Origin of the sequence: Actinotalea solisilvae, assembly GCF_016464425.1 — a bacterium.
In the GTDB taxonomy this organism is placed as follows: domain Bacteria; phylum Actinomycetota; class Actinomycetes; order Actinomycetales; family Cellulomonadaceae; genus Actinotalea; species Actinotalea solisilvae.
On the sequence record NZ_JADDKQ010000010.1, the window covers coordinates 77,302 to 98,484 of the forward strand.

At 75.3% G+C, this 21,183-nt stretch carries 18 protein-coding genes; 3 read left to right on the forward strand and 15 right to left on the reverse strand.

Annotation, left to right across the window (positions count from 1 at the left end; translation table 11 throughout):
• Nucleotides 1-49: 49 nt before the first annotated feature.
• The 8 genes from rpsO to rimP all read right to left on the reverse strand — a co-directional run bounded on the left by rpsO (nucleotide 50) and on the right by rimP (nucleotide 8,226).
• Nucleotides 50-319 (reverse strand): 30S ribosomal protein S15, encoded by a 270-nt coding sequence (gene rpsO, locus JIG38_RS10715; protein ID WP_149204771.1) that lies wholly within the window; start codon nucleotides 317-319, stop codon nucleotides 50-52.
• 95 nt (nucleotides 320-414) lie between these two features.
• Complete coding sequence (locus JIG38_RS10720) at nucleotides 415-1,530, reverse strand: bifunctional riboflavin kinase/FAD synthetase (protein WP_199423803.1); 1,116 nt, start codon at nucleotides 1,528-1,530, stop codon at nucleotides 415-417.
• A 112-nt stretch (nucleotides 1,531-1,642) separates the two neighbouring features.
• Nucleotides 1,643-2,545, reverse strand: coding sequence for a tRNA pseudouridine(55) synthase TruB (gene truB, locus JIG38_RS10725; protein ID WP_199423804.1), 903 nt, complete (start codon nucleotides 2,543-2,545; stop codon nucleotides 1,643-1,645).
• A 1-nt stretch (nucleotide 2,546) separates the two neighbouring features.
• Nucleotides 2,547-3,038, reverse strand: coding sequence for a 30S ribosome-binding factor RbfA (rbfA, locus tag JIG38_RS10730; RefSeq protein WP_199423805.1), 492 nt, complete (start codon nucleotides 3,036-3,038; stop codon nucleotides 2,547-2,549).
• Between the two features lie 226 nt (nucleotides 3,039-3,264).
• Nucleotides 3,265-6,090, reverse strand: coding sequence for a translation initiation factor IF-2 (gene infB, locus JIG38_RS10735; protein ID WP_199423806.1), 2,826 nt, complete (start codon nucleotides 6,088-6,090; stop codon nucleotides 3,265-3,267).
• A gap of 194 nt (nucleotides 6,091-6,284) precedes the next feature.
• A complete protein-coding gene (locus JIG38_RS20710) occupies nucleotides 6,285-6,689 on the reverse strand; it encodes a YlxR family protein (protein ID WP_307844809.1) in 405 nt (134 codons plus the stop codon).
• Entirely contained in the window at nucleotides 6,614-7,672 is a 1,059-nt protein-coding gene (gene nusA / locus JIG38_RS10745; RefSeq protein ID WP_199423808.1) for a transcription termination factor NusA, read from the reverse strand. The genes JIG38_RS20710 and nusA overlap by 76 nt, the downstream gene beginning before the upstream one ends.
• Complete coding sequence (rimP, locus tag JIG38_RS10750) at nucleotides 7,672-8,226, reverse strand: ribosome maturation factor RimP (RefSeq protein ID WP_199423809.1); 555 nt, start codon at nucleotides 8,224-8,226, stop codon at nucleotides 7,672-7,674. The genes nusA and rimP overlap by 1 nt, the downstream gene beginning before the upstream one ends.
• Nucleotides 8,227-8,367: 141 nt before the next feature.
• Here rimP and JIG38_RS10755 point away from each other — a divergent pair, with 141 nt between their 5' ends.
• Nucleotides 8,368-9,426 (forward strand): DUF4439 domain-containing protein, encoded by a 1,059-nt coding sequence (locus tag JIG38_RS10755; RefSeq protein ID WP_199423810.1) that lies wholly within the window; start codon nucleotides 8,368-8,370, stop codon nucleotides 9,424-9,426.
• A 50-nt stretch (nucleotides 9,427-9,476) separates the two neighbouring features.
• Here JIG38_RS10755 and JIG38_RS10760 read toward each other — a convergent pair whose 3' ends face one another.
• Nucleotides 9,477-11,288: a proline--tRNA ligase gene (locus JIG38_RS10760; RefSeq protein ID WP_199423811.1), complete on the reverse strand. Its 1,812-nt coding sequence runs from the start codon at nucleotides 11,286-11,288 to the stop codon at nucleotides 9,477-9,479.
• 95 nt (nucleotides 11,289-11,383) lie between these two features.
• Here JIG38_RS10760 and JIG38_RS10765 point away from each other — a divergent pair, with 95 nt between their 5' ends.
• Nucleotides 11,384-12,247: an Fpg/Nei family DNA glycosylase gene (locus JIG38_RS10765; protein ID WP_199423812.1), complete on the forward strand. Its 864-nt coding sequence runs from the start codon at nucleotides 11,384-11,386 to the stop codon at nucleotides 12,245-12,247.
• 182 nt (nucleotides 12,248-12,429) lie between these two features.
• Here JIG38_RS10765 and JIG38_RS10770 read toward each other — a convergent pair whose 3' ends face one another.
• The 4 genes from JIG38_RS10770 to JIG38_RS10785 form a co-directional block, all read right to left on the reverse strand.
• On the reverse strand, nucleotides 12,430-13,368 hold the full coding sequence (locus JIG38_RS10770; protein ID WP_199423813.1) for a type IV toxin-antitoxin system AbiEi family antitoxin domain-containing protein: 939 nt from the start codon (nucleotides 13,366-13,368) through the stop codon (nucleotides 12,430-12,432).
• Nucleotides 13,369-13,645: 277 nt separating this feature from the next.
• Entirely contained in the window at nucleotides 13,646-14,518 is an 873-nt protein-coding gene (locus tag JIG38_RS10775; protein ID WP_199423814.1) for a GNAT family N-acetyltransferase, read from the reverse strand.
• 86 nt (nucleotides 14,519-14,604) lie between these two features.
• Entirely contained in the window at nucleotides 14,605-15,735 is a 1,131-nt protein-coding gene (ispG, locus tag JIG38_RS10780) for a flavodoxin-dependent (E)-4-hydroxy-3-methylbut-2-enyl-diphosphate synthase (RefSeq protein WP_199423973.1), read from the reverse strand.
• 75 nt (nucleotides 15,736-15,810) lie between these two features.
• Nucleotides 15,811-17,115, reverse strand: a complete 1,305-nt coding sequence (locus tag JIG38_RS10785) for a M50 family metallopeptidase (RefSeq protein WP_199423815.1) — start codon at nucleotides 17,113-17,115, stop codon at nucleotides 15,811-15,813.
• A gap of 162 nt (nucleotides 17,116-17,277) precedes the next feature.
• Here JIG38_RS10785 and gabT point away from each other — a divergent pair, with 162 nt between their 5' ends.
• Nucleotides 17,278-18,678, forward strand: a complete 1,401-nt coding sequence (gene gabT, locus JIG38_RS10790; protein ID WP_199423816.1) for a 4-aminobutyrate--2-oxoglutarate transaminase — start codon at nucleotides 17,278-17,280, stop codon at nucleotides 18,676-18,678.
• Between the two features lie 27 nt (nucleotides 18,679-18,705).
• On the opposite strand, the gene JIG38_RS10795 is transcribed toward gabT, so the two are convergent.
• Together JIG38_RS10795 and JIG38_RS10800 are read right to left on the reverse strand one after the other, a co-directional pair.
• Nucleotides 18,706-19,821: a GGDEF domain-containing protein gene (locus JIG38_RS10795; RefSeq protein WP_199423817.1), complete on the reverse strand. Its 1,116-nt coding sequence runs from the start codon at nucleotides 19,819-19,821 to the stop codon at nucleotides 18,706-18,708.
• Nucleotides 19,818-21,140 (reverse strand): saccharopine dehydrogenase family protein, encoded by a 1,323-nt coding sequence (locus JIG38_RS10800; RefSeq protein ID WP_199423974.1) that lies wholly within the window; start codon nucleotides 21,138-21,140, stop codon nucleotides 19,818-19,820. The genes JIG38_RS10795 and JIG38_RS10800 overlap by 4 nt, the downstream gene beginning before the upstream one ends.
• Between the last annotated feature and the right edge of the window lie 43 nt (nucleotides 21,141-21,183).

Genomic DNA, 21,183 nt, shown 5'->3' on the forward strand with positions numbered 1-21,183 from the left:
ACACCGGACCAGCCCGGACCCGGGAGGGGTCCGGGCTGGTCCGGGACGTTCAGCGGCGCAGGCCGAGCCGCTCGATGAGGCTGCGGTAGCGGTTGATGTCGACCTTCTGCAGGTAGCCGAGGAGACGGCGACGCTGGCCGACGAGGAGCAGCAGGCCACGACGCGAGTGGTGGTCGTGCTTGTGCTCCTTGAGGTGCTCGGTGAGGTCCTTGATGCGCTGCGTGAGGAGCGCGATCTGGACCTCGGGGGAGCCCGTGTCGTTCTCGGTGGTGGCGTACTCGGTCATGATGCGCTGCTTGGTGGCGGCGTCGAGGGGCACGTGCTCTCCTGGGTGTACTCGCTGCGCGGTGCTCCGGGGCATGTCCACCCGGGCGCTCTGGGTCCGCGGCCGATCTGACGGCACCGACCAGGGTATCAGCCGCCCACGCCCTCGTCCGCCGTGCGCTCGACCGACCGCTGCCCCGCCGGCTCCTGGGCCCGCTCCCCTGCCCGCTGCCCTGCCTGCTCGCCCGTCTGCTCACCCGCGCCCGGCGCGGACGCGAGCACGGACGCGAGCGGCCCGCCGCCCAGGCGCTGCCGCGTGCGCTCGACGTCGTCCTCCATCTGCACGACGAGCGCCTCGACGGAGTCGAAGCGCACGGTCGCGCGCAGCCGCTCCACGAACTCGACGACGACCTCCTCGTCGTAGAGGTCGAGGTCGGTGCGGTCCGGGACGTGCGCCTCCACGCGGCGCTGCACGCCGTCGAACGTCGGGTTGGTCCCGACCGAGATCGCGACGGGCAGGTAGCCGTCGGGCCGGTCCGCGGGGTAGCCGACCCGGCGCAGCCACCCCGCGTAGACGCCGTCGGCCGGGACCATGCCCGTGGCGTCCTGGGCGAGGTTCGCGGTCGGGTAGCCGAGCTCGCGGCCGCGCGCGTCCCCGTGCACCACGGTGCCGCGCACACGGTGCGGGCGCCCGAGGATCCGGGCCGCGCCGACGACGTCGCCGACGGCGAGGAGCTCGCGGACCCAGGTGGAGGACCAGCGGCGCGCCCCGTCGCCGTCGGGCGCGACGACGCCGTGGACGTCCTCGATGACCTCGACGGCGAACCCGTACCGCTCCCCCAGCGCGCGCATGGTCGCGAGGTCGCCGGAGTTGTCGAGCCCGAACCGCACGTCGCGGCCGACGACGACGGTGCCCGCCCGCAGGCCCTCGACGAGGTAGGTGCGCACGAAGTCGTCGGGCGTCTGGCGCGCGAACTCGGGGGTGTACTCGACGACGAGCACGGCGTGCAGGCCTGTCTCGGCGAGCAGCTCCAGACGGTCGGCGAGCCCGGTGATGAGCTCGGGCGCCTCGTCCGGCCGGTGCACCTGGGCCGGATGGGGGTGGAAGGTCACGGCCACGGCGTGGTGGCCCGTGGCCGTGGCGTCCGCGACCATGCGCACGAGCACGCCGCGGTGACCGCGGTGCACGCCGTCGAAGTTGCCGATCGTCACGACGGAGGGACCGAAGTCCGCGGGTACCTGGCTCAGGGCGGTCCAGCGATGCACGCCCACAGCCTGCCACGACGGCAGGGGTCGCCCGACCGCGCGGTGGCCGGCCGGGCGTGCGTCGCCCTCGTGCCGGGTGGCCGACGCCGCGCTCGCGATCGCGGGTCTCGCGTCAGGCGGGCCTGACCACGAGGACGGGGCGGGCGCGCCCGGACGGCTCGTCGGCCAGGAGCGCGACGAGCCCCCCGTCGGGTGCGAACGCGGCCACGGGCGCCGCGGCCGTCGCGGGCTGCGCGGGGTCGGCCGCGATGCGGCGGCCGAAGGACAGCTCGCTCGTCTCCTCGGGCGTGAGCTCGCGTGCCGCGAAGGTGGCGCGGGCGGCGTCGGCCATCGGCAGGACGTCGAAGCCGCCCTCGAGCTCGTCGAGGGTGCGGGCGACGTCGAGCCCGTACCCGCCCACGCGCGTGCGCCGCAGCGCGGTGAGGTGGCCGCCGACGCCGAGTGCCGCGCCGAGGTCGCGCGCGAGGGCGCGGACGTAGGTGCCGGACGAGCACAGGACGAGGACGTCGACGTCGAGTGCGGGCACGCCGGCGCCGTCGGCCGTGCGCACGTCGAGCACGTCGAACCGGTGGACGGTGACGGGACGCGCCGCGAGCTCGACCTGCTCCCCCGCGCGGACGCGCGCGTAGGCGCGCTGACCGTCGACCTTGATCGCGCTCACGGCGCTCGGGCGCTGCTCGATCGGGCCGGTGAGCGCCGCGACCTCGGCGTCGAGCCGCTCGCGCGGGACGCCCGAGGCGTCCGCGACCGTGAGGACCTCGCCCTCGGCGTCGTCCGTCGTCGTGCTGACACCGAGCCGGACCGTCGCGAGGTACTCCTTGTCGGCCCCGACGACGTACGTCAGCAGCCGCGTGGCCTTCTCGACGCCGAGCACGAGCACGCCCGTGGCCATGGGGTCGAGGGTGCCCGCGTGGCCGACCTTGCGCGTGCCCGCGAGCCGCCGCACGCGTGCGACGACGTCGTGGCTCGTCCAGCCCGCGGGCTTGTCGACGACGACGAGGCCGTCGGTCGCCACGTCAGGCCCGGACCGGCTGGTCGTCCTCGTCGCCGTCCTCGAGGGACGCGCGGTCGGCGTCGGCCGCGTCGTCGTCGGCGGGACGGCGGTACGGGTCGGTGTCGCCCGCGTACTGCGCGGACGCGGCGAGCGCGGCGACCTCGGCGTCACGGGCCGCGGCCTCGCGCAGCGCCTGCTCGAGGTGCGCGGCCGTCTCGGGGACGGCGTCGGCGATGAACTCGAGCGTCGGCGTCAGCCGGATCCCGGTCTGCTTGCCGACCTCGGACCGGATGAGCCCCTTGGCGCTCTCGAGCGCCGCGGCGGACCCGGCCCGCGCCTCCTCGTCGCCGAGCACGGTGTAGAACACCGAGGCGTGCTGGAGGTCCCCCGTGACGCGCACGTCGGTCACGGTGACGAACCCGAGCCGCGGGTCCTTGACGCGCGTGTCGAGCATCTGCGCGACGATCTTCTGGATCCGCTCGGCGAGCTTGCGAGCCCGCGGGTGGTCGACCATGAGTTCCTCCGGTGGAGCGAGGCGGCAGAGCCGCAGGAGCGATGTGGCGCCGAGCGCCACGAGCCGTCACCCGGGACCCGCGCGAGTGCCCCTGGTGACGCGACGGAGCGCACCGAGGTGGTGGTGCGGGGACCGTGGTGGGCCTGGCAGGGACGGCCGACGAAGGAGGCCGTCCGGGAGGCCGCGCACCACCACCTCGGTGCGCGGCCCACCCGACGAGACACCACTACGAGCGCGGCTTCTCCCGCATCTCGTACGTCTCGACGACGTCGTCGACCTGGAGGTCGTTGAACGACCCGAGGCCGATACCGCACTCGTAGCCCTCGCGGACCTCGGTCGCGTCGTCCTTGAACCGCTTGAGCGACTCGATGGACAGGTTCTCCGCGATGACGTTGCCACCGCGCAGGACCCGCGCCTTGGAGTTGCGGCGGATCGTGCCCGAGCGCACGAGCGAGCCGGCGATGTTGCCGAACTTGCTCGAGCGGAAGACCTCGCGCACCTCGGCGGTGCCGAGCTGGGCCTCCTCGTACTCCGGCTTGAGCATGCCCTTGAGGGCCGCCTCGACGTCCTCGATCGCCTGGTAGATGACCGAGTAGAAGCGCACGTCGACGCCCTCGCGGTCGGCCAGGTCCTCGACGCGCTCGGCGTACTTGACGTTGAAGCCGAGGATGATCGCGTTGTCGACCGTCGCCAGGTTGACGTCGTTCTGCGTGACCGCACCCACACCGCGGTGGATGACGCGCAGGTCGACCTCGTCGCCGACGTCGATCTTGAGCAGCGCGTCCTCGAGGGCCTCGACGGCACCCGAGACGTCGCCCTTGAGGACGAGGTTGAGGGTCTCGACCTTGCCCTGCTGGAGCGCCTGCGTGAAGTCCTCGAGGCTGATGCGCTTGCGGCGCTTGGCCAGGAGGGCGGCACGCTCGGCGGCCTCGCGCTTCTCGGCGATCTGGCGCGCGGTGCGGTCGTCCGGCGCCACCAGGAAGGTGTCGCCGGCGCGGGGCACCGAGGTGAGGCCGAGGACCATGACCGGACGCGCCGGCGTGGCCTCGGTGAGCGTCTCGCCGTGCTCGTCGAACATGGCCCGGACGCGGCCGTACGCCGTGCCGGCGACGATCGCGTCACCGACGTGCAGCGTGCCGGACTGGACGAGGACGGTCGCCACGGCGCCGCGGCCCTTGTCGAGGTTGGCCTCGACGGCCACGCCGCGTGCGTCCTTGTCGGCGTTCGCGCGCAGGTCGAGCGCGGCGTCGGCCGTGAGCAGGACGGCCTCGAGGAGGTCGTCGATGCCCATGCGGCGCAGCGCCGAGATGTCGACGAACATCGTGTCGCCGCCGTACTCCTCGGCCACGAGGTTGTACTCGGTGAGCTGCTGGCGGATCTTGGCGGGGTTGGCCCCCTCCTTGTCCACCTTGTTGACCGCGACGACGATCGGCACGCCGGCCGCCTGCGCGTGGTTGAGCGCCTCGATGGTCTGCGGCATCACGCCGTCGTCCGCCGCGACCACGAGGATCGCGATGTCCGTGACCTGCGCACCACGGGCACGCATGGCGGTGAACGCCTCGTGGCCCGGGGTGTCGATGAAGGTGATCGCCCGGTCCACGCCCTCGTGCTCGGTGTGGATCTGGTAGGCGCCGATGTGCTGGGTGATGCCGCCGGCCTCGCCCGCGACGACGTCCGCGGAGCGGATCGCGTCGAGGAGCTTGGTCTTTCCGTGGTCGACGTGGCCCATGACGGTGACGACCGGCGGACGCGCGCTGAGCTGCGAGTCGTCCTCGTCGGCCAGCTCGGCCTCGAGGTCGATGTCGAAGGACCCGAGCAGCTCGCGGTCCTCCTCCTCCGCCGACACCATCTCGATGCGGTAGCCGAGCTCGGCCGCGAGCGTGCCGAACGTGTCCTCGTCGAGCGACTGCGTCGCGGTCGCCATCTCACCGAGGTGGAACAGCACCGTGACGAGGCTCGCGGGGTTCGCGTCGATCTTGTCGGCGAAGTCGTTGAGCGAGGAGCCGTGACGCAGGCGCACGACCGTGCTGCCGTCGCCGCGGGGCACCTGCACGCCGCCCAGCGAGGGGGCCTGCATCTGCTCGAACTCCTGCCGCTTCGCGCGCTTCGACTTCCGTCCGCGCACGGGCCGCCCGCCGGCGCGCCCGAAGGCACCCTGCGTGCTGCCACGACCGGCGCCACGGCCACCACCGCCGGGACGACCGGCGAAGCCGCCGCCGGCGCCGGGGGCGCCACCGCCACCGGGACCGCCGGGACGACCGGCGAAGCCGCCGCCGCCGGGACGACCGCCGCCACCCGGACGACCCGCGCCGCCCGCACCGGCGCCGGGACGGCCGACGGTGCTGCGGCCGGGCATCATGCCCGGGTTGGGACGGGGACCGCCGGGACCGGCCGGGGCCGGGCGGGGACCGCCGGGACGCTCGCCCGCGCCCTCACCGCGGGTGCCGCCGGGACGGGGCATGCCCTGGCTCGGGGCGAAGGGGTTGTTGCCCGGGCGCGGCGCGCCGGCACCGGGGCGACCGCCCTGGCGGGGCATGCCCTGGCTCGGGGCGAAGGGGTTGTTCCCGGGACGCGGGCCACCGGGACGCGCGGCACCACCGGGGCGCGGGCCGGCGGCCGGTGCGCTGGGGGCGGCGGGCGCGGCCGGGGCGGGACGCGGGCCGGGGGCCGGTGCCGACGCCGCCGGACGCTCGGCCGCCGGGGCGGACGGCGCCGCGGGGGCGGCGGGGGCCGGACGCTCCACGGCCGGGGCCGCGGGCTGCTGGGGTGCCGCCGGCGCCGACGGCGCGGAGGCGGCAGGTGCCGGAGCCGCGGGTGCGGCGGGTGCCGACGGGGCGGCGGGGGCCGCCGGCGCGGGGCGCGCGGCGGGCCTGCGGGGGGCCTGCTCCTGCGATCCCGCAGGGTAGGCGTCGCGCAGCTTGCGCACGACGGGCGGCTCGATGGTCGACGAAGCCGACCGGACGAACTCACCGAGCTCGTTGAGCTTGGCCATGATGGCCTTGCTCTCGACGCCGAGCTCCTTGGCGAGCTCGTAGACGCGGACCTTTGCCACAACTCTCCTGTCTCGGCCCGCCCGGACAGGGTGGACCGTCGTTAGTGCTGGGTACTCATCGCCGGGTACTCATCGGGTGCCCATCGGCTTCCAACCCGCTTTCCTTCTCGATGAACGACGGACGTGGTTCTGGTGCTGCTCGTGGTGCGTCGCAGCGGTCGTGCAGCCTGCTCGTGCGACCACCGGGGCGGTGCTCACGGGCCTGCCAGCGCCTCGAGGTGCTCGCGCACCGCACCGGTGTCGAGCGGCCCGGCGTGCAGGGCACGCGGGAGAGCGCGACGCCGTTCGGCGAGGTCGAGGCATGCGAGGTCGGCGTGCAACCAAGCACCCCGACCAGGCCTGCGGCGTCCCGGGTCGGGCACGGCGCGCACGCCGTCCTCGTCCCGGACCACCCTCAGGAGGACGGACCGGAGTCCCCGCTGCCGACACCCCACGCACGTGCGCACCGGCCCCTCGTCGGGACCTGGAGCACGAACGGGATGCCGGTCGCGTGGCCCGGCCTCGCCCAGTCTAGCGCGATCGGTCACGAACCGGGACCCGAGGGCTCCTCGCCCGGCGCCGCCTGGCCGCCCTCGTCGGACCGGATGTCGATCCGCCACCCCGTGAGCTTGGCCGCGAGCCGCGCGTTCTGCCCCTCCTTGCCGATGGCCAGCGAGAGCTGGTAGTCCGGCACGACGACGCGCGCGGACCGGGCAGCGAGGTCGACGACCTCGACCGACGCGACGCGCGCCGGCGACAGCGCGTTGCCCACGAAGGTCGCCGGGTCGTCGCTGTGGTCGACGATGTCGATCTTCTCGCCGTGCAGCTCGGCCATGACCGCGCGCACGCGGGCACCCATGGGGCCGATGCACGCGCCCTTGGCGTTGAGCCCGGCCACGGAGGTCCGGACGGCGATCTTGGTGCGGTGCCCGGCCTCACGCGCGATGGCCGTGATCTCGACGGAGCCGTCGGCGACCTCGGGCACCTCGAGCGCGAAGAGCTTGCGGACGAGGTTGGGGTGGGTGCGGGAGAGCGTGATCTGCGGCCCCTTGAGCCCGCGCGAGACGTCGAGCACGTACGCGCGGAGCCGCTCGCCGTGCACGTAGCGCTCGGTGGGCACCTGCTCGTGCGCCGGCAGGACGGCCTCGGTGCCGCGCACCGCGACGAGCACCGTCCGCGGGTCGCGGCCCTGCTGGATGACGCCGGCGAGCACCTCGCCCTCGGTGCCGCGGAAGCTGCCGAGCACCTGCTCGTCCTCGGCGTCGCGCAGGCGCTGGACGATCACCTGGCGCGCCGTCGACGTCGCCACGCGGCCGAACCCCTCCGGCGTGTGGTCGAACTCGGGCCCGAGCGTGAACCGGCGCTCGTGGCCGGGCGCGGCGTCGGGCTCGGCCGGGGCGTCGTCGGCGGCCTCGAGGCGCTCGCGCGCCCAGACCGTCACGTGCCCCGTGCGGCGGTCGACCTCGACGCGGGCGTCCTCGTGCGCGCCCGGCGTCCGGTGGTAGGCGGACAGCAGCGCCTGCTCGATCGCGGCGACCAGCGTGTCGAGGCTGATGTCCCGCTCGTGCTCGACGAGCCGCAGCGCGGTCATGTCGATGTCCATCAGTCCTCGTCCTCCTCGTCGTCGTGCGCGTCGGACGCGCCGTCGGTGTCCTCGGCCGGCAGGCGGTTCAGCTCGACCTCGACGTGCCCGCGGGCGACGTCGGCGGGCGCGACGGTCGTCCGCTCCGCGACGCCGTCGGGCACCGGGTCCAGCACGTACCCGTCCGGGTCGGCCGTCACGACGCGACCCCGCACCGTCGAGCCGTCGTGCAGCGTGAGCCGGACGACCCGCGTCCGGGCACGACGGACGTGGCGGAGCTCGGTGAGCGGGCGGTCCGTCCCCGGGGTCGAGACCTCCAGGACGTAGACGCCGCGCACCGGGTCGGCGGCGTCGAGGGCCGCCGAGATGTCGCGCGAGACCTCGCCGACCGTGTCCAGGTCGAGGCTGCCGACGGCGTCCTCGTCGAGGTCGACCACCACGCGCACGACCGTGCGTCGGCCCGCGGGGGCGACGACGACGTCCTCGAGGTGGAGGCCGGCCGCCCGGACGACCGGCTCGACGACCTCCCTGACGCGCTGCGCCGGTGCGGCCCCAGAGCTCGTGGGCGTGACCATGTTCGCCTCCCGTGGGTCGTGGCGGGCCACCCGACGTGGATACGACCCTCTGGACTTGTCGCGGCCAGCCTATCGACTCGCCGGCCCGGGGTGGCGCCGGCGGCCCCGGAGCGGGGGTCGCGCGTGGCAGGATCGGCCGCGATGCGTCCCCGTCCTGCCCCTCCCCACCCTGCCCGTCGCCCCGCGTCGGTGCTGGTCGCGCTCCTCGGGCTCGCCGTGCTCCTCGCCGGGTGCGGGCTGCGGCTGGAGACGCCCGCGCCGCAGGCGCCCGAGCCGGACGCCGTGGAGACGGTCCGCCAGCGCGCGACCGCGGACGCGCTCGCGCTCCAGGTCCTCGCGGACTCGCTCGCGGCCTCCGGCGCCGAGGCCGGGCTGGCGGCCGCCGCGGGCACCGTGGCCGCCGCGAGCACCGCCCACCTCGACGCCCTCGGCGGTCTCTACGTGGCGTTCCCCGACGCGACAGCCGCCCCCGACGCGTCCGACGCGTCCGACGCGACCGTCGACCCCGACCCCGCCGCCTCCCCCGGCCCGACCGCGACCACCGTGCCGTCGCCGGTGACCCCGGACGCCCTGGTCGCGCTCCTCGACTCGTCCGCGGCGAGCGCGCGCGCGGACGCGGCCGCGGTCGAGGACGGGGACCTCGCGCGGCTGCTCGCGTCGGTCACCGTCGCGCGCACGCAGCTCGCCGACTCCGTGGCGGCGCTCGCGGCCCTCGACCCGGCGTCGCGCCCCGCGCTCGAGCCCGCGCCGCTCGCGGGTCTGCCCGCGGGCGTGGACCCCGCCGACGTCGCCGACGTCGTCCAGTCCGAGGACGCGCTGGGGTTCGCCTGGGAGGTCGTCGCTGCCCGGCGGGTGGGCGACGAGCGCTCCGCCGCCGCGGCCCGCGCGCGGTCGCACCGGGAGCACGCCGAGACGTGGGCGGTCGCCGCCGAGGTCGCGGCCACCGACAGCGACCCGCGGCGCGTCGCGTACGCGCTGCCCCCGACCGTGCTCGACGCCGCGGCCGACCCCGCCGCGACCGCCGCCGAGCTCGCGGCCCTCGAGGTGTCGCTCGTCGCCTCCTACGCCGGGCTCGTCGCGCAGGCGGACGCCGGCGAGCGCACCCCCCTGGTCGACGCCATGCTCACGGCGGCCCGGTCCGCGACCGCGCTCACGGGGCAGACCCCGGCCTTCCCGGGCCTCCCGGAGCACGCGGGCTGACCCGCGGCGCCGGGCGCGCGCGGCGCCTGGGCGCCACCGTGCCCGTGCGGTCAGTCGTCCAGCAGACCAGAGACGAGGTCCGCGACGCGGTCGGCCGCCTGGGCCACCGGCACCGCCTCGGCCGCCGGGCGCTCACCCGCGGGCAGGCCCGCGTCGACGCCGCGGCGCAGCCGCACCTCGACCGTCCCCTCGGCGAGGCCGCGCCCGACGACGACGAGCACGGGCAGGCCGAGCAGCTCGGCGTCCGCGAACTTCACGCCGGGCGAGACCTTCGGACGGTCGTCGTAGAGGACCTCCACGCCACGCCCGTGCAGCTCGGCGGCGAGCTCCTCGCACGCGGCGAACACGGCCGCGTCCTTGCCCGTCGCGACGACGTGCACGTGGGCCGGCGCGACCGACGCGGGCCAGGCCAGGCCGGCGTCGTCGTGGTTGGTCTCCGCGAGGGCGGCGACGGCGCGCGAGACGCCGATGCCGTACGAGCCCATGGTCACGGTGACGGCCTTGCCGTTGACGTCGAGGACCTTGAGGCCCAGCGCGTCGGCGTACTTGCGGCCGAGCGCGAAGATGTGGCCCATCTCGATCCCGCGCGCGAGCTCGAGCGGGCCTGAGCCGTCCGGCGCCGGGTCGCCCGCGCGGACCTCGGCCGACTCGACGGTGCCGTCACCCGTGAAGTCCCGGCCCGCGACCAGGTCGAACACGTGCCGGCCCTCGGCGTTCGCGCCGGTGATCCAGCGCGTGCCCTCGACGACGCGCGGGTCGAGCAGGTACCGCACGGCGTCCTCGCGGCCGGTGTTCGCGCGGCCCAGCACGGCCGGGCCGATGTAGCCCTTGACGAGCTCGGGGTGGCGCGCGAAGTCGGCGTCGGCGGCGGTCGCGACGGTCGCGGGCGAGACGGCGGCCTCGAGGCGCTTGAGGTCGACCTCCCGGTCGCCGGGCAGGCCGATCGCGACGACCTCGCGCTCCCCGTCCGGGTGCTCGAGCACGACGACGACGTTCTTCAGGGTGTCGGCGGCCGTCCACGGCCGGTCCGCGCGCGGCAGGTGCGCGTTCGCGTGGTCGACCAGCGTCGCGATGGTGGGCGTGCCCGGGGTGTCCTCGACGTGCGCGGCGGGGACGCCGTCGTACGGCAGCGCGTCGGGCGCCGGGGTCGTCACGGCCTCGACGTTCGCCGCGTAGCCGCCGGCCGAGCGGACGAAGGTGTCCTCGCCGATCGGCGTCGGCATGAGGAACTCCTCGGAGCGCGACCCGCCCATGGCGCCCGACATCGCCGAGACGATGACGACCTCCATGCCGAGGCGCGCGAAGATCCGCTGGTAGGCCTCGCGCTGGCGCTGGTAGGACGCCTCGAGTCCGGCGTCGTCGACGTCGAACGAGTACGCGTCCTTCATGACGAACTCGCGCCCGCGCAGGATGCCTGCCCGCGGACGGGCCTCGTCGCGGTACTTGGTCTGGATCTGGTAGAGCGCGAGCGGCAGGTCCTTGTACGAGGAGTACAGGTCCTTGACGAGGAGCGTGAAGACCTCCTCGTGCGTCGGCGCGAGCATGTACTCGGCCTCCTTGCGGTCCTGGAGGCGGAAGACGTTCGGGCCGTACTCGGTCCACCGCCCCGTCGCCTCGTAGGGCTCGCGCGGCAGCAGCGCCGGGAAGTGGACCTCCTGCGCGCCGATCGCGTCCATCTCCTCGCGCACCACGCGCTCGACCTTGCGCAGCACGCGCAGGCCGAGCGGCAGCCACGTGTAGATGCCGGGGGCCGCGCGGCGGATGTAGCCGGCCCGCACCAGGAGGCGGTGGCTCGGCACCTCGGCGTCGGCCGGGTCCTCCCGCAGGGTGCGCACGAACAGGGTCGACATCCGCAGCAGCATGCGGGCCAGCCTAGTGGCGGGCGGCGCGGCGTCCGGCCGGGTGGCCGACCGCCGGGGGGCTGCGGTCCAGGCCAGGGACACGGCACGATGACCTTGTGCCGGAGCTGCCCGAGGTCGAGTCCCTCGCCCGCTTCCTGACGTCGCGCGCGCAGGGGCGCACGGTCGCGGGCGTCGAGGTCGGGGCGATCAGCGCGCTCAAGACGTTCTCCCCCGCACCGTCCGACCTCGTGGGGCGCACCGTGGCCGGCGTCGGGCGGCACGGCAAGTGGCTCGACCTCGCGACCGAGGGCGGGCCGCACCTGCTCTGGCACCTGTCCCGTGCCGGCTGGGTGCGCTGGTACGACGCCGTCCCCGCGACCACGCTGCGGCCCGGCAAGTCCCCGATCGCGCTGCGCGTCCGGCTCGACGACGGCGCGGGCTTCGACCTCACCGAGGCGGGCACGCGCAAACGCCTCGCCGTGCACGTCGTCGAGGACCCGGCGCAGGTCGAGATGGTCGCGACGCTCGGCGTCGAGCCCATGTCGGAGGAGTTCACCGTCGAGCGGCTGGCGGCCCTGCTCGCCGGCCGCAACCAGCAGCTCAAGGGCCTGCTGCGCGACCAGCGGCAGATCGCGGGGATCGGCAACGCCTACTCCGACGAGATCCTGCACGCCGCGCGGATGAGCCCGTTCGCGCTCAGCCGGTCCCTCGACGCCGACGCCGTCGCGCTGCTGCACGCGACGATCCGGGAGGTGCTCGCCGGTGCGCTCGAGGCGTCCAGCGGCAGGCCCGCGGCCGAGCTCAAGGACTCCAAGCGCCGGGGCATGCAGGTGCACGGCCGCACCGGCGAGACCTGCCCCGTGTGCGGCGACCTCGTGCGCGAGGTCTCGTTCGCCGACTCGTCGCTCCAGTACTGCGCCACGTGCCAGACGGGCGGCAAGCCCCTGGCCGACCGCCGCATGAGCCGCCTTCTCCGCTGACTCACCCCGGCCGGCCCCCGCCGCGCCCCTGCCCCCCCCCCCCGGCGCGCCCCCGCCGCGGCGCCCGCCCCCGCCGCACCGAGCCCCACCCCGGTCCAGATGCTCGGATCCGCACGTCCGTGCAGATCGCCCCGAACACGACGCGCCGGTCCGCACAGACGCTCGCACGGGCGGCGCCTGGCTCAGATCCCGAGCGCGCGCCGCGTCCGGCGCACCCACTCGCCGGGCGTCCGCAGGTCCGACGTCGTCCAGCGCACGACCGCGAGACCTGTCGCCCGGAGGCGGTCCTCGCGGAGCTTCTCGCGCCAGACCACCTCCTCGGGGGGCTGGCCCGCCGGATTCACCCGGCCGTACTTCACGCGACCGTCGAACTCCCCGACCACGCCGGCTGCGCGCCAGGAGAAGTCGACGACGCCGATGCGCCCGGCGTCGTCGCGCACCTCGACCTGACGGTCGGGCGCGGGGATGAGGTGGTCGTCGAGCACGACGGCGCTCCACGACTCCCCCGGGCTCTGCGATCCGGGGTGCGCGAGGAGCGCGCACCGTCGGGCGCGATCAGCGCCACGCAGGCCCGCCATCGTCGCGGCCACGGCCGACAGCTCGTCGAGCGAGGTCGCCCCCGCGCGGAGGGCGGCGTCCGCGGCGACCACCCCCGCGACGACGCCCTCCAGGCGCGCAGCATCGAGCACGGCCCGGGCGGGAGTCGCCACCGGACCGTGGCGGGACAGGGTGAGCTGCCCGTCGGGTGGCCGCGCGACGGTGCGCAGGACGCTCCGCGTCGACGCGCCGCCGCGCGGGTCGTGCACCACGTCGACGCGCGACGGGCGCCCGAAGACGGGCAGTCCCAGCTCGGCGACCGCGGCGGCGCCCGTGAGGATCCGCGTCGGGTTGCGGCGGCGCACCGCACGCACCGTGGCGTGGAAGTCCGCCTGAGGTGGGTCGTCCGGTGAGGGGATCCGGTACGTGTCCCGCTGCAGCCGCACGAGGACGCCCCGCCGTACGAGCCACGTGATGTCGCGCGTGCTCAGCCCGGAGCGCGTCAGGTGCGCACGACGCAGCACACCGTCCGTCGACGCAGCGACCTGGCAGAGGTGGTCGAGGTCCAGCCGTGCGACGTCCATGGGGCGAGCCTGAGGCGGCGCCCGCGCGCGTGGCGCCAGGGTCCCCCGGGGCTGTGGACGGCACGAGCCCGCACAGGCCCGGGTCGCGCGGCAGCCGGCACCCACGGGGCCCGACGTCCCACGGCACAGCGTTCGAGCATCCGTGCAGCTGGCGACGTCGAGTACGGGTCGGGTTGCACGGACGCGCGGATCCGAGCATCTGGACAGGGGCGGGCGCGGTGGCGTGGGTGGGGTGGGGGCGCGGGGGGCGGGGGCTGGGCGCGGCGGGGGGCGCGGGTCAGAAGAGGACCGTGGCGTACGTGCCGATGCGGCGGAAGCCCACGCGCTCGTACGTCGCGAGGGCGCCGGTGTTGTAGTCGTTGACGTAGAGCGAGACGAGCGGCGCCACGGCGCCGAGCGTGCGCGCGACGACGGCGGCCATCCCGTGCGCTGCGAGGCCCTGACGCCGGCGGTCGGGGGGCACCCACACGCCCTGGACCTGCGCGACCGTCGAGCTCACCGCCCCGAGCTCGGCCTTGAAGACGATCTCCGGGCCCCGCGCGCCCTCGTCGACCCGGACGAAGGACCGCCCCTCCTCGAGCAGGCTGCGCACGCGCGACTCGTACGCGCCGGGGCTGCCGAGCAGCGGCGAGTAGCCGACCTCCTCGACGAACATCTGCACGCACGCGGGCAGCAGGAGGGCGAGCTCACCCGGCCGTCCCGCGCGCACCGCCGGGTCCGGCGCGACGCGCGGGGGGTGGTCGATGACCATGGACGGCTGCTCGGCGCGGACCTCGCGCGGGGCTCCCCACGAGGGCTCGAGGCGCTCCCACAGCGGGAGCACCGCCGAGGCCGGCCCCACGATCGACGAGCAGCGCCGCCCCTGGCGCAGGGCCGTCTCGGCGAAGGCGTCCAGCGCAGCCGTGTCGTCCGGGGCGCACACCGGGACGAGGTTCGCGCCGGCCCAGCACAGCGCGGTGAGCCGGCCACCGGTCTCGTGGCCCCACACCGCGGAGCCGCCGCGCGTGCTCCCGGAGGCGAGCGCGGCCTCGATGCGCGAGGCGGCGAGCACGGAGCCGACCGGGTCCTGCGCGCACAGCGCAGCGGCCGCCCGGAGGTCGACGTCGGTCACGACGCGCGTCGTCGTCGTCCCGGTGCGCCATCGACCCATCCCGCGATTCTGCACCATCGACGCCTCACCTCCGCCGAGCCCCTCGCCGCCCGCGTCGTCCTCGCCGGCCCGACGCCGCGACCGGATCAGGAGACGGAGACGACCGGCGCGCCGCCCTCGGCGGGCTCCATGGTCTCCGCGATCCGCATGGCCTCCTCGATGAGCGTCTCGACGATCATCGACTCGGGGACGGTCTTGACCACCTCGCCCTTGACGAAGATCTGGCCCTTGCCGTTGCCCGAGGCGACGCCCAGGTCCGCCTCGCGCGCCTCGCCGGGCCCGTTGACGACGCAGCCCATGACGGCGACGCGCAGCGGGACCTCGAGGCCCTCGAGACCCGCGGTGACGCGCTCGGCGAGCGTGTACACGTCGACCTGCGCGCGGCCGCACGACGGGCACGAGACGATCTCGAGCTTGCGGGGCCGCAGGTTGAGCGCCTGGAGGATCTGGATCCCGACCTTGACCTCCTCGACGGGCGGCGCGGAGAGGGACACGCGGATGGTGTCGCCGATCCCCTTGCTCAGCAGCGCGCCGAACGCGGTCGCGGACTTGATCGTGCCCTGGAACGCCGGGCCCGCCTCGGTCACCCCGAGGTGCAGCGGCCAGTCGCCCCGCTCGGACAGCAGCTCGTAGGCGCGCACCATGACGACCGGGTCGTTGTGCTTCACGGAGATCTTGAACTCGTGGAAGTCGTGCTCCTCGAAGAGCGACGCCTCCCACACCGCGGACTCCACGAGCGCCTCGGGCGTCGCCTTGCCGTACTTCTCGAGCAGCCGCTTGTCGAGCGAGCCGGCGTTGACGCCGATCCGGATCGAGGTGCCCGCGTCCTTGGCGGCCTGGGCGATCGCGCCGACCTGGTCGTCGAACTTGCGGATGTTGCCCGGGTTCACGCGCACCGCGGCGCAGCCGGCGTCGATCGCCGCGAACACGTACTTCGGCTGGAAGTGGATGTCGGCGATCACGGGGATCTGCGACTTCCGCGCGATGATCGGCAGCGCCTCCGCGTCGTCCTCCGTCGGGCACGCGACGCGGACGATGTCGCAGCCCGACGCGGTGAGCTCGGCGATCTGCTGGAGCGTCGCGTTGATGTCCGAGGTCCGCGTCGTCGTCATCGACTGCACCGACACCGGGGCGTCCCCGCCGACGTACAGCGACCCGACCTTGATCTTGCGGGTCGGGCGGCGCGGGGCGAGGACGGGCGGCGGTGCCTCGGGCATGCCGAGGCTGATGGGGATGCTCACGCGCCCAGTATCCCCCGCCAGGGCGGCGACGTCGGCCCCGGGCTCACGCCCTCAGCGAAGCGTCACCGGGACCACGAGGTCGGCGTAGATCAGCAGGACGCCCATGACCGCGAGCACCGCGAACACGCCGTACGCGAGCGGCATCATCCGCGCGACGTCGGCCGGCGCGGGCCGCGGCAGCCCGCGCAGCCGCGCGACCTGCCGCTTGGCGCCCTCCCACAGCGCGCCGACGACGTGGCCGCCGTCCAGCGGGAGCAGCGGGATGAGGTTGAAGACGAAGAGCGCCATGTTGAGCGAGGCGAGCACCTGGAGCATGCCCACGACCCGCCACGTGAGGTCCGCGTCGGCTGCCGCGATCTCCCCCGCGACCCGGCCCACGCCCACGACGCCGATGACCGACGTCGCGTCGCGCTCCTCGAGCCCGAGCACGGCCTGGACGACGTCCCAGAGCCGCGCCGGGAGCGTGAGCACGATCTGGGCGGTCGAGGTGAAGAGCGTGCCGACCTGCTCGGGGACGGACGTCCACGGCTGGCGGAGCAGCTCCGACGTCGGGCTCAGCCCGACGTAGCGCGTCTCACGCGTCACGACGGAGCCGTCGTCGGCGACCTGCATCTCGCCCGTCGCGTCGTCGAACACCGGACGGTCGGCCAGCACGGGCGCGAGCTCGAGCGTGAGCTCCTCGCCGTCGCGCTCCACCACGAGCGGCACGGCCGAGCCGTCGGACGTCGCGACGGCCTCCTGGAACTCCTGCCACGTGCCGATCGACCGGCCGTCGAGCGACACGAGCACGTCGCCCTCCTGGAGCCCCGCGGCCCGCGCGGGCACCGGCGGGTCGCCCGGCTCGCACTCCTCCTGGGTGACCGGCCGGACGCAGTCGCCCACGACGCCGACGGTCGTCGAGAGCCCGGGGACGCCCACGCCGACGAGGACCACGGCCATGAGGACCACGGCGATGAGCAGGTTCATGAACGGCCCGCCGAGCATCACGACGAGCTTCTTGGGCGCGCTGAGCCGGTAGAACGCACGGTGCTCCTCGCCGGGCAGCACCTCCTCCGCGCTCTGCTCCCGCACCGCGGTCACGAGCTCGCCGATGCGCCCGGCCCGCGGGCGCGCACCCACGACGTCGGCGGGCGGGAACATGCCGATGAGCCGGACGTACCCGCCGAGCGGGATCGCCTTGATCCCGTACTCCGTCTCGCCCCGGGTGCGCGACCACAGCGTCGGGCCGAAGCCGACCATGTACCGGCTCACGCGCACGCCGAAGCGCTTGGCGGGCACCATGTGCCCCACCTCGTGCAGGGCGATCGACACGAGGAGCCCGAGCAGCAGCACGAGCAGGCCGATCACGAACTCCATGGGACGCCTTCCGTCGGTGGTGCGCACCCATCATGCCTTCCCGCGCGCCCCCGGCGGACACGCGCCGACGACCCCCCGACCGCACGCGAGCAGCCCGGACGACGACGGTTTCCGTCGCCGCGGCCCCTCGGCGGCGACGCAGGTGGCCACTACCATCACGCCATGAGCACGCGATCCGCAGCGCCGCAGGCCGTGTCCGCCTGGCCGGACCTCTCGCACCTGCGCCCGTCCGACCTGCCGCAGGAGCGCCGCGTGGTCGGACCGGTGCCCGGACCGGCGTCGCAGGCGCTCGCCGAGCGGCGCGCGCGGTCCGTCGCGGCCGGCGTCGCGAGCACGCTCCCCGTCTACGTCGCGCGCGCGGGCGGCGGCGTGATCGTCGACGTCGACGGCAACAGCTTCGTCGACCTCGCGTCGGGCATCGCGGTGACCTCGGTGGGCAACGCCGCCCCGGGCGTCGTCGACGCGGTCGCCGCGCAGGCCGCCGACTTCACGCACACGTGCTTCATGGTCGCGCCGTACGAGGAGTACGTGGCAGTGTGCGAGGCGCTCGCGCGGCTGACCCCGGGTGACCACGCCAAGCGCACGGTGCTCGTCAACTCGGGTGCCGAGGCGGTCGAGAACGCGGTCAAGGTCGCGCGGCGCGCGACCGGGCGCGACGCCGTCGTCGTGCTCGACCACGCGTACCACGGGCGCACGAACCTCACGATGGCCATGACCGCGAAGGCGATGCCCTACAAGACGGGCTTCGGCCCGTTCGCGGGCGAGGTCTACCGCGTGCCGGCGTCGTACCCCCTGCGCGAGCCCGTCCCGATCACGGGTGAGCAGGCGGCCGCGCGCGCCGTCGCCGTGCTCGAGAAGCAGGTCGGGGCCGACCAGGTCGCGTGCGTCGTCGTCGAGCCCGTGCTGGGCGAGGGCGGGTTCGTCGTGCCCGCGCCCGGCTTCCTGCCCGCGCTCGAGCGGTGGTGCCGCGAGCACGGGGTCCTCCTCGTCGCCGACGAGGTCCAGACCGGCTTCGCGCGGACCGGCGCGATGTTCGCGTGCGACCACGAGGGCGTCGTCCCGGACCTCGTCGCGATGGCCAAGGGGATCGCGGGCGGCCTGCCGCTCGGTGCCGTCACCGGCCGGGCCGAGCTCATGGACGCCGTCCACCTCGGCGGGCTCGGCGGCACCTTCGGCGGCAACCCGCTCGCGTGCGCCGCCGCGCTCGCCGCCGTCGAGGCCTACGAGCGTGACGACCTCGCGGCGGCCGCCCGGCGGATCGAGGAGCTCGTCACGTCCCGGCTCCGCGACGTCGCGACCCGGGCGCGCCAGGTCGGCGAGGTCCGCGGGCGCGGCGCGATGCTCGCGATCGAGCTCGTCCGCCCCGGGACCCTCGAGCCCGACCCGGCCGAGGCGGCGCGCGTCGCGCGGGCGTGCGCGCAGGAGGGCGTGCTCGTCCTCACGTGCGGCACGTACGGCAACGTCGTGCGCCTGCTCCCGCCGCTCGTCATCGGCGAGGACCTGCTGCGGGACGGGCTCGACGTGCTGGAGCGCGCGCTCCTCGGGCTGCCGGTCCCGGTCTGACCGGCGCGAGCCCGCGGCCCGGTCGCGTCAGCTCGCAGCGCCCGTGACCCGGTCCCGCCCGGCGGCCTTGGCCTCGTACATGAGGCCGTCGACGCGGTCGAGCACCGACGACGCCGTCTCGCCGGGCTGGAGCATGGTCACCCCGAAGCTCGCGGTCACGCTCACGCCCAGGTCGGGGCCGACCTCGGCGGGCAGCGCGGCGCGCAGCCGCTCGGCGAGCCCCAGCCCGCTCTCGTACGAGGACCCGGGAGCCACGACCACGAACTCCTCCCCGCCCAGCCGCCCGACGACGTCGTCACGCCGGACCAGGCTCGCGGCGAGCGTCGCGACGCGGCACAGCACCTCGTCCCCCACCGCGTGGCCGAGGCGGTCGTTGACCTGCTTGAAGCGGTCGAGGTCGAAGTACACGACGGCGACCGGGTGGGCGGGACCCGTCCGGGTGGACTGGTGGGAGAGCTCCTCCACGAGCCGACGGCGGTTGGCGATGCCGGTGAGCGCGTCGAGGTAGGCCATGTCCCGCATCTGGAGCGCCTCCTCCGCGGCCCGCTGCGCGGCGAGCATCGCGAGCGCCAGGCGGCCCTGGGCCCGCGCCAGGACGTGCAGGAAGACGGCGAGGATCGCGAGCGCGACGCCGAACCGCACCAGCGGGAGGACGTACGGCTCGCCGCCGTCGGTCACGAGCAGGGCCACGACGCCCGCGGCGACGACACCCACCGTGAGCCCGGCCGCGTTCGCGAGCGCGCCACGCGACCCGAAGAAGAGGAACCCGAGCACGAGGAACAGCACGACGACCATGAAGTACGTCGGGAACAGGCTGAGCCACGTCGCGTCGACGTCGTCGGCGGTGCCCACCCGGACGGCGATCCCCGCGACCCACACGGCCTCGAGCGCGACGAGCGTCAGGCGCGAGAACGTCACCGCGCGCGCGGGGCGGCGGAGCAGCACCCACGCGTACGTCGCGAGGAGGACGACGATCGGCGGGTAGCCCCAGCGGACCATGGGGTCGCGCGGGCCCAGGACCAGGAACATCACGACGAGCGCCGGCAGCCCGACGGCGAGCGCGACGACGTGCACGCGGCGCACGAGGTCGCTGAGGGCCACCTGGTACGTGCCGTCGCTGTGCTCCCGCGCCGCCGGCCTCATGGGCGCGGCGGCCTCTCCTGCAGACCCCAGGGCGAGCCGTACCCGACGGGCTCCGGGGCGGAGAGCAGCTCGAGGAACGGCGCGGCGTCGAACGCCTCCGGCCCGAGGACGCCCGCGCCGGACCAGCGCCCGTCCGCGAGCAGCTCGAGCGCGACCAGGGGGTTGACGGCGGTCTGCCAGACGACGCACTGCGCGCCGTAGCGCTGCATCGACCAGTCGTTGTCCACCACGTGGTGAAGGTAGACCTCGCGCGGGGCCCCGTCGACGCCCGTACCGGTGACGAGGAGGCCCGCGCACGTCGACCCCCGCATGCGGTCGCCGAGCGTCGCGGGGTCGGGCAGGCACGCCGCGACGACGTCGCGCGGGCTCACGCGCACGGGCCCGACCGTCCCGTCGGGGGCCGTCCCGCGGACGGTCACCGGCGCGGTCCGGTCGAGGCCGACGGTGTGCAGGGTGCGCAGGACGGAGATGAACTCCTCGCCCAGCCCGTACTTGAAGGTGACGCGGCGCGCGTCGAGGAAGCGCGGCATGAGCAGCACCTCCTCGTGCTCGACGTGCACGCACTCGACGGGTCCGATGCCGCCGGGGAAGTCGAACACCTCGGGCTCGTGGAAGGGCGGCACGGTGTACCAGCCGTGCTCGACGCCGCCGCCCGCCTCGGCCCGCGCCGCGTCCCAGATCACGGGCGGGTTGAGGCACTCCTCGATGGTCGTCCAGATGGAGAACGACGGCGCGAACATCGGCCGCCCGTCCTCGTCGAGCACCACGAGGTTCGACCCGTCCCGCGTGCCGAGCTCGTCGATCGAGGAGAACAGGTGGTCCGACGCGTAGCGCGCGAACACGTCGGACAGGCCGGGCTCCACGCCCATGCCCACGAGCGCGAGCCGTCCCGCGTCGGCCCACCGGGCGGCGTCGGCGAACTGCTCGTCGCCGAGCTTGACCCCTGTGCGGGCGTAGGGCTCGTCCGGGTGGGGCCGCGAGAGGGACATCGCCATGTCGAGGTAGTCCGCGCCGGCCGCGAACGCGCCGCGGAAGACGGGCAGGACGAAGCGCGGGTCGACGGCGTTGAGGACGTGCGTGACCCGGTGCTCGCGCGCGAGCGCGGCCACGGCGTCGGCGTCGGACGCGTCGACCCGGGCCGCGACGAAGCGGTCCGCGAGCTCGGGCGTGGCCGACCGCTCGCGCGCGGCCGCGACGCTGCGCTCGGCCCGGGCGACGTCGTGGTCGGTCATGACCATCCGGTCGAAGAACGCGCGCCCCGCCGCGGTGCGCGCGACCGCGTCGCCGACGCCGCCGCTGCCCACGACCAGGACCCGCATGCTCGCTGTGCTCACGTGTGCTCCACTCCGGGGGGACGCCGGC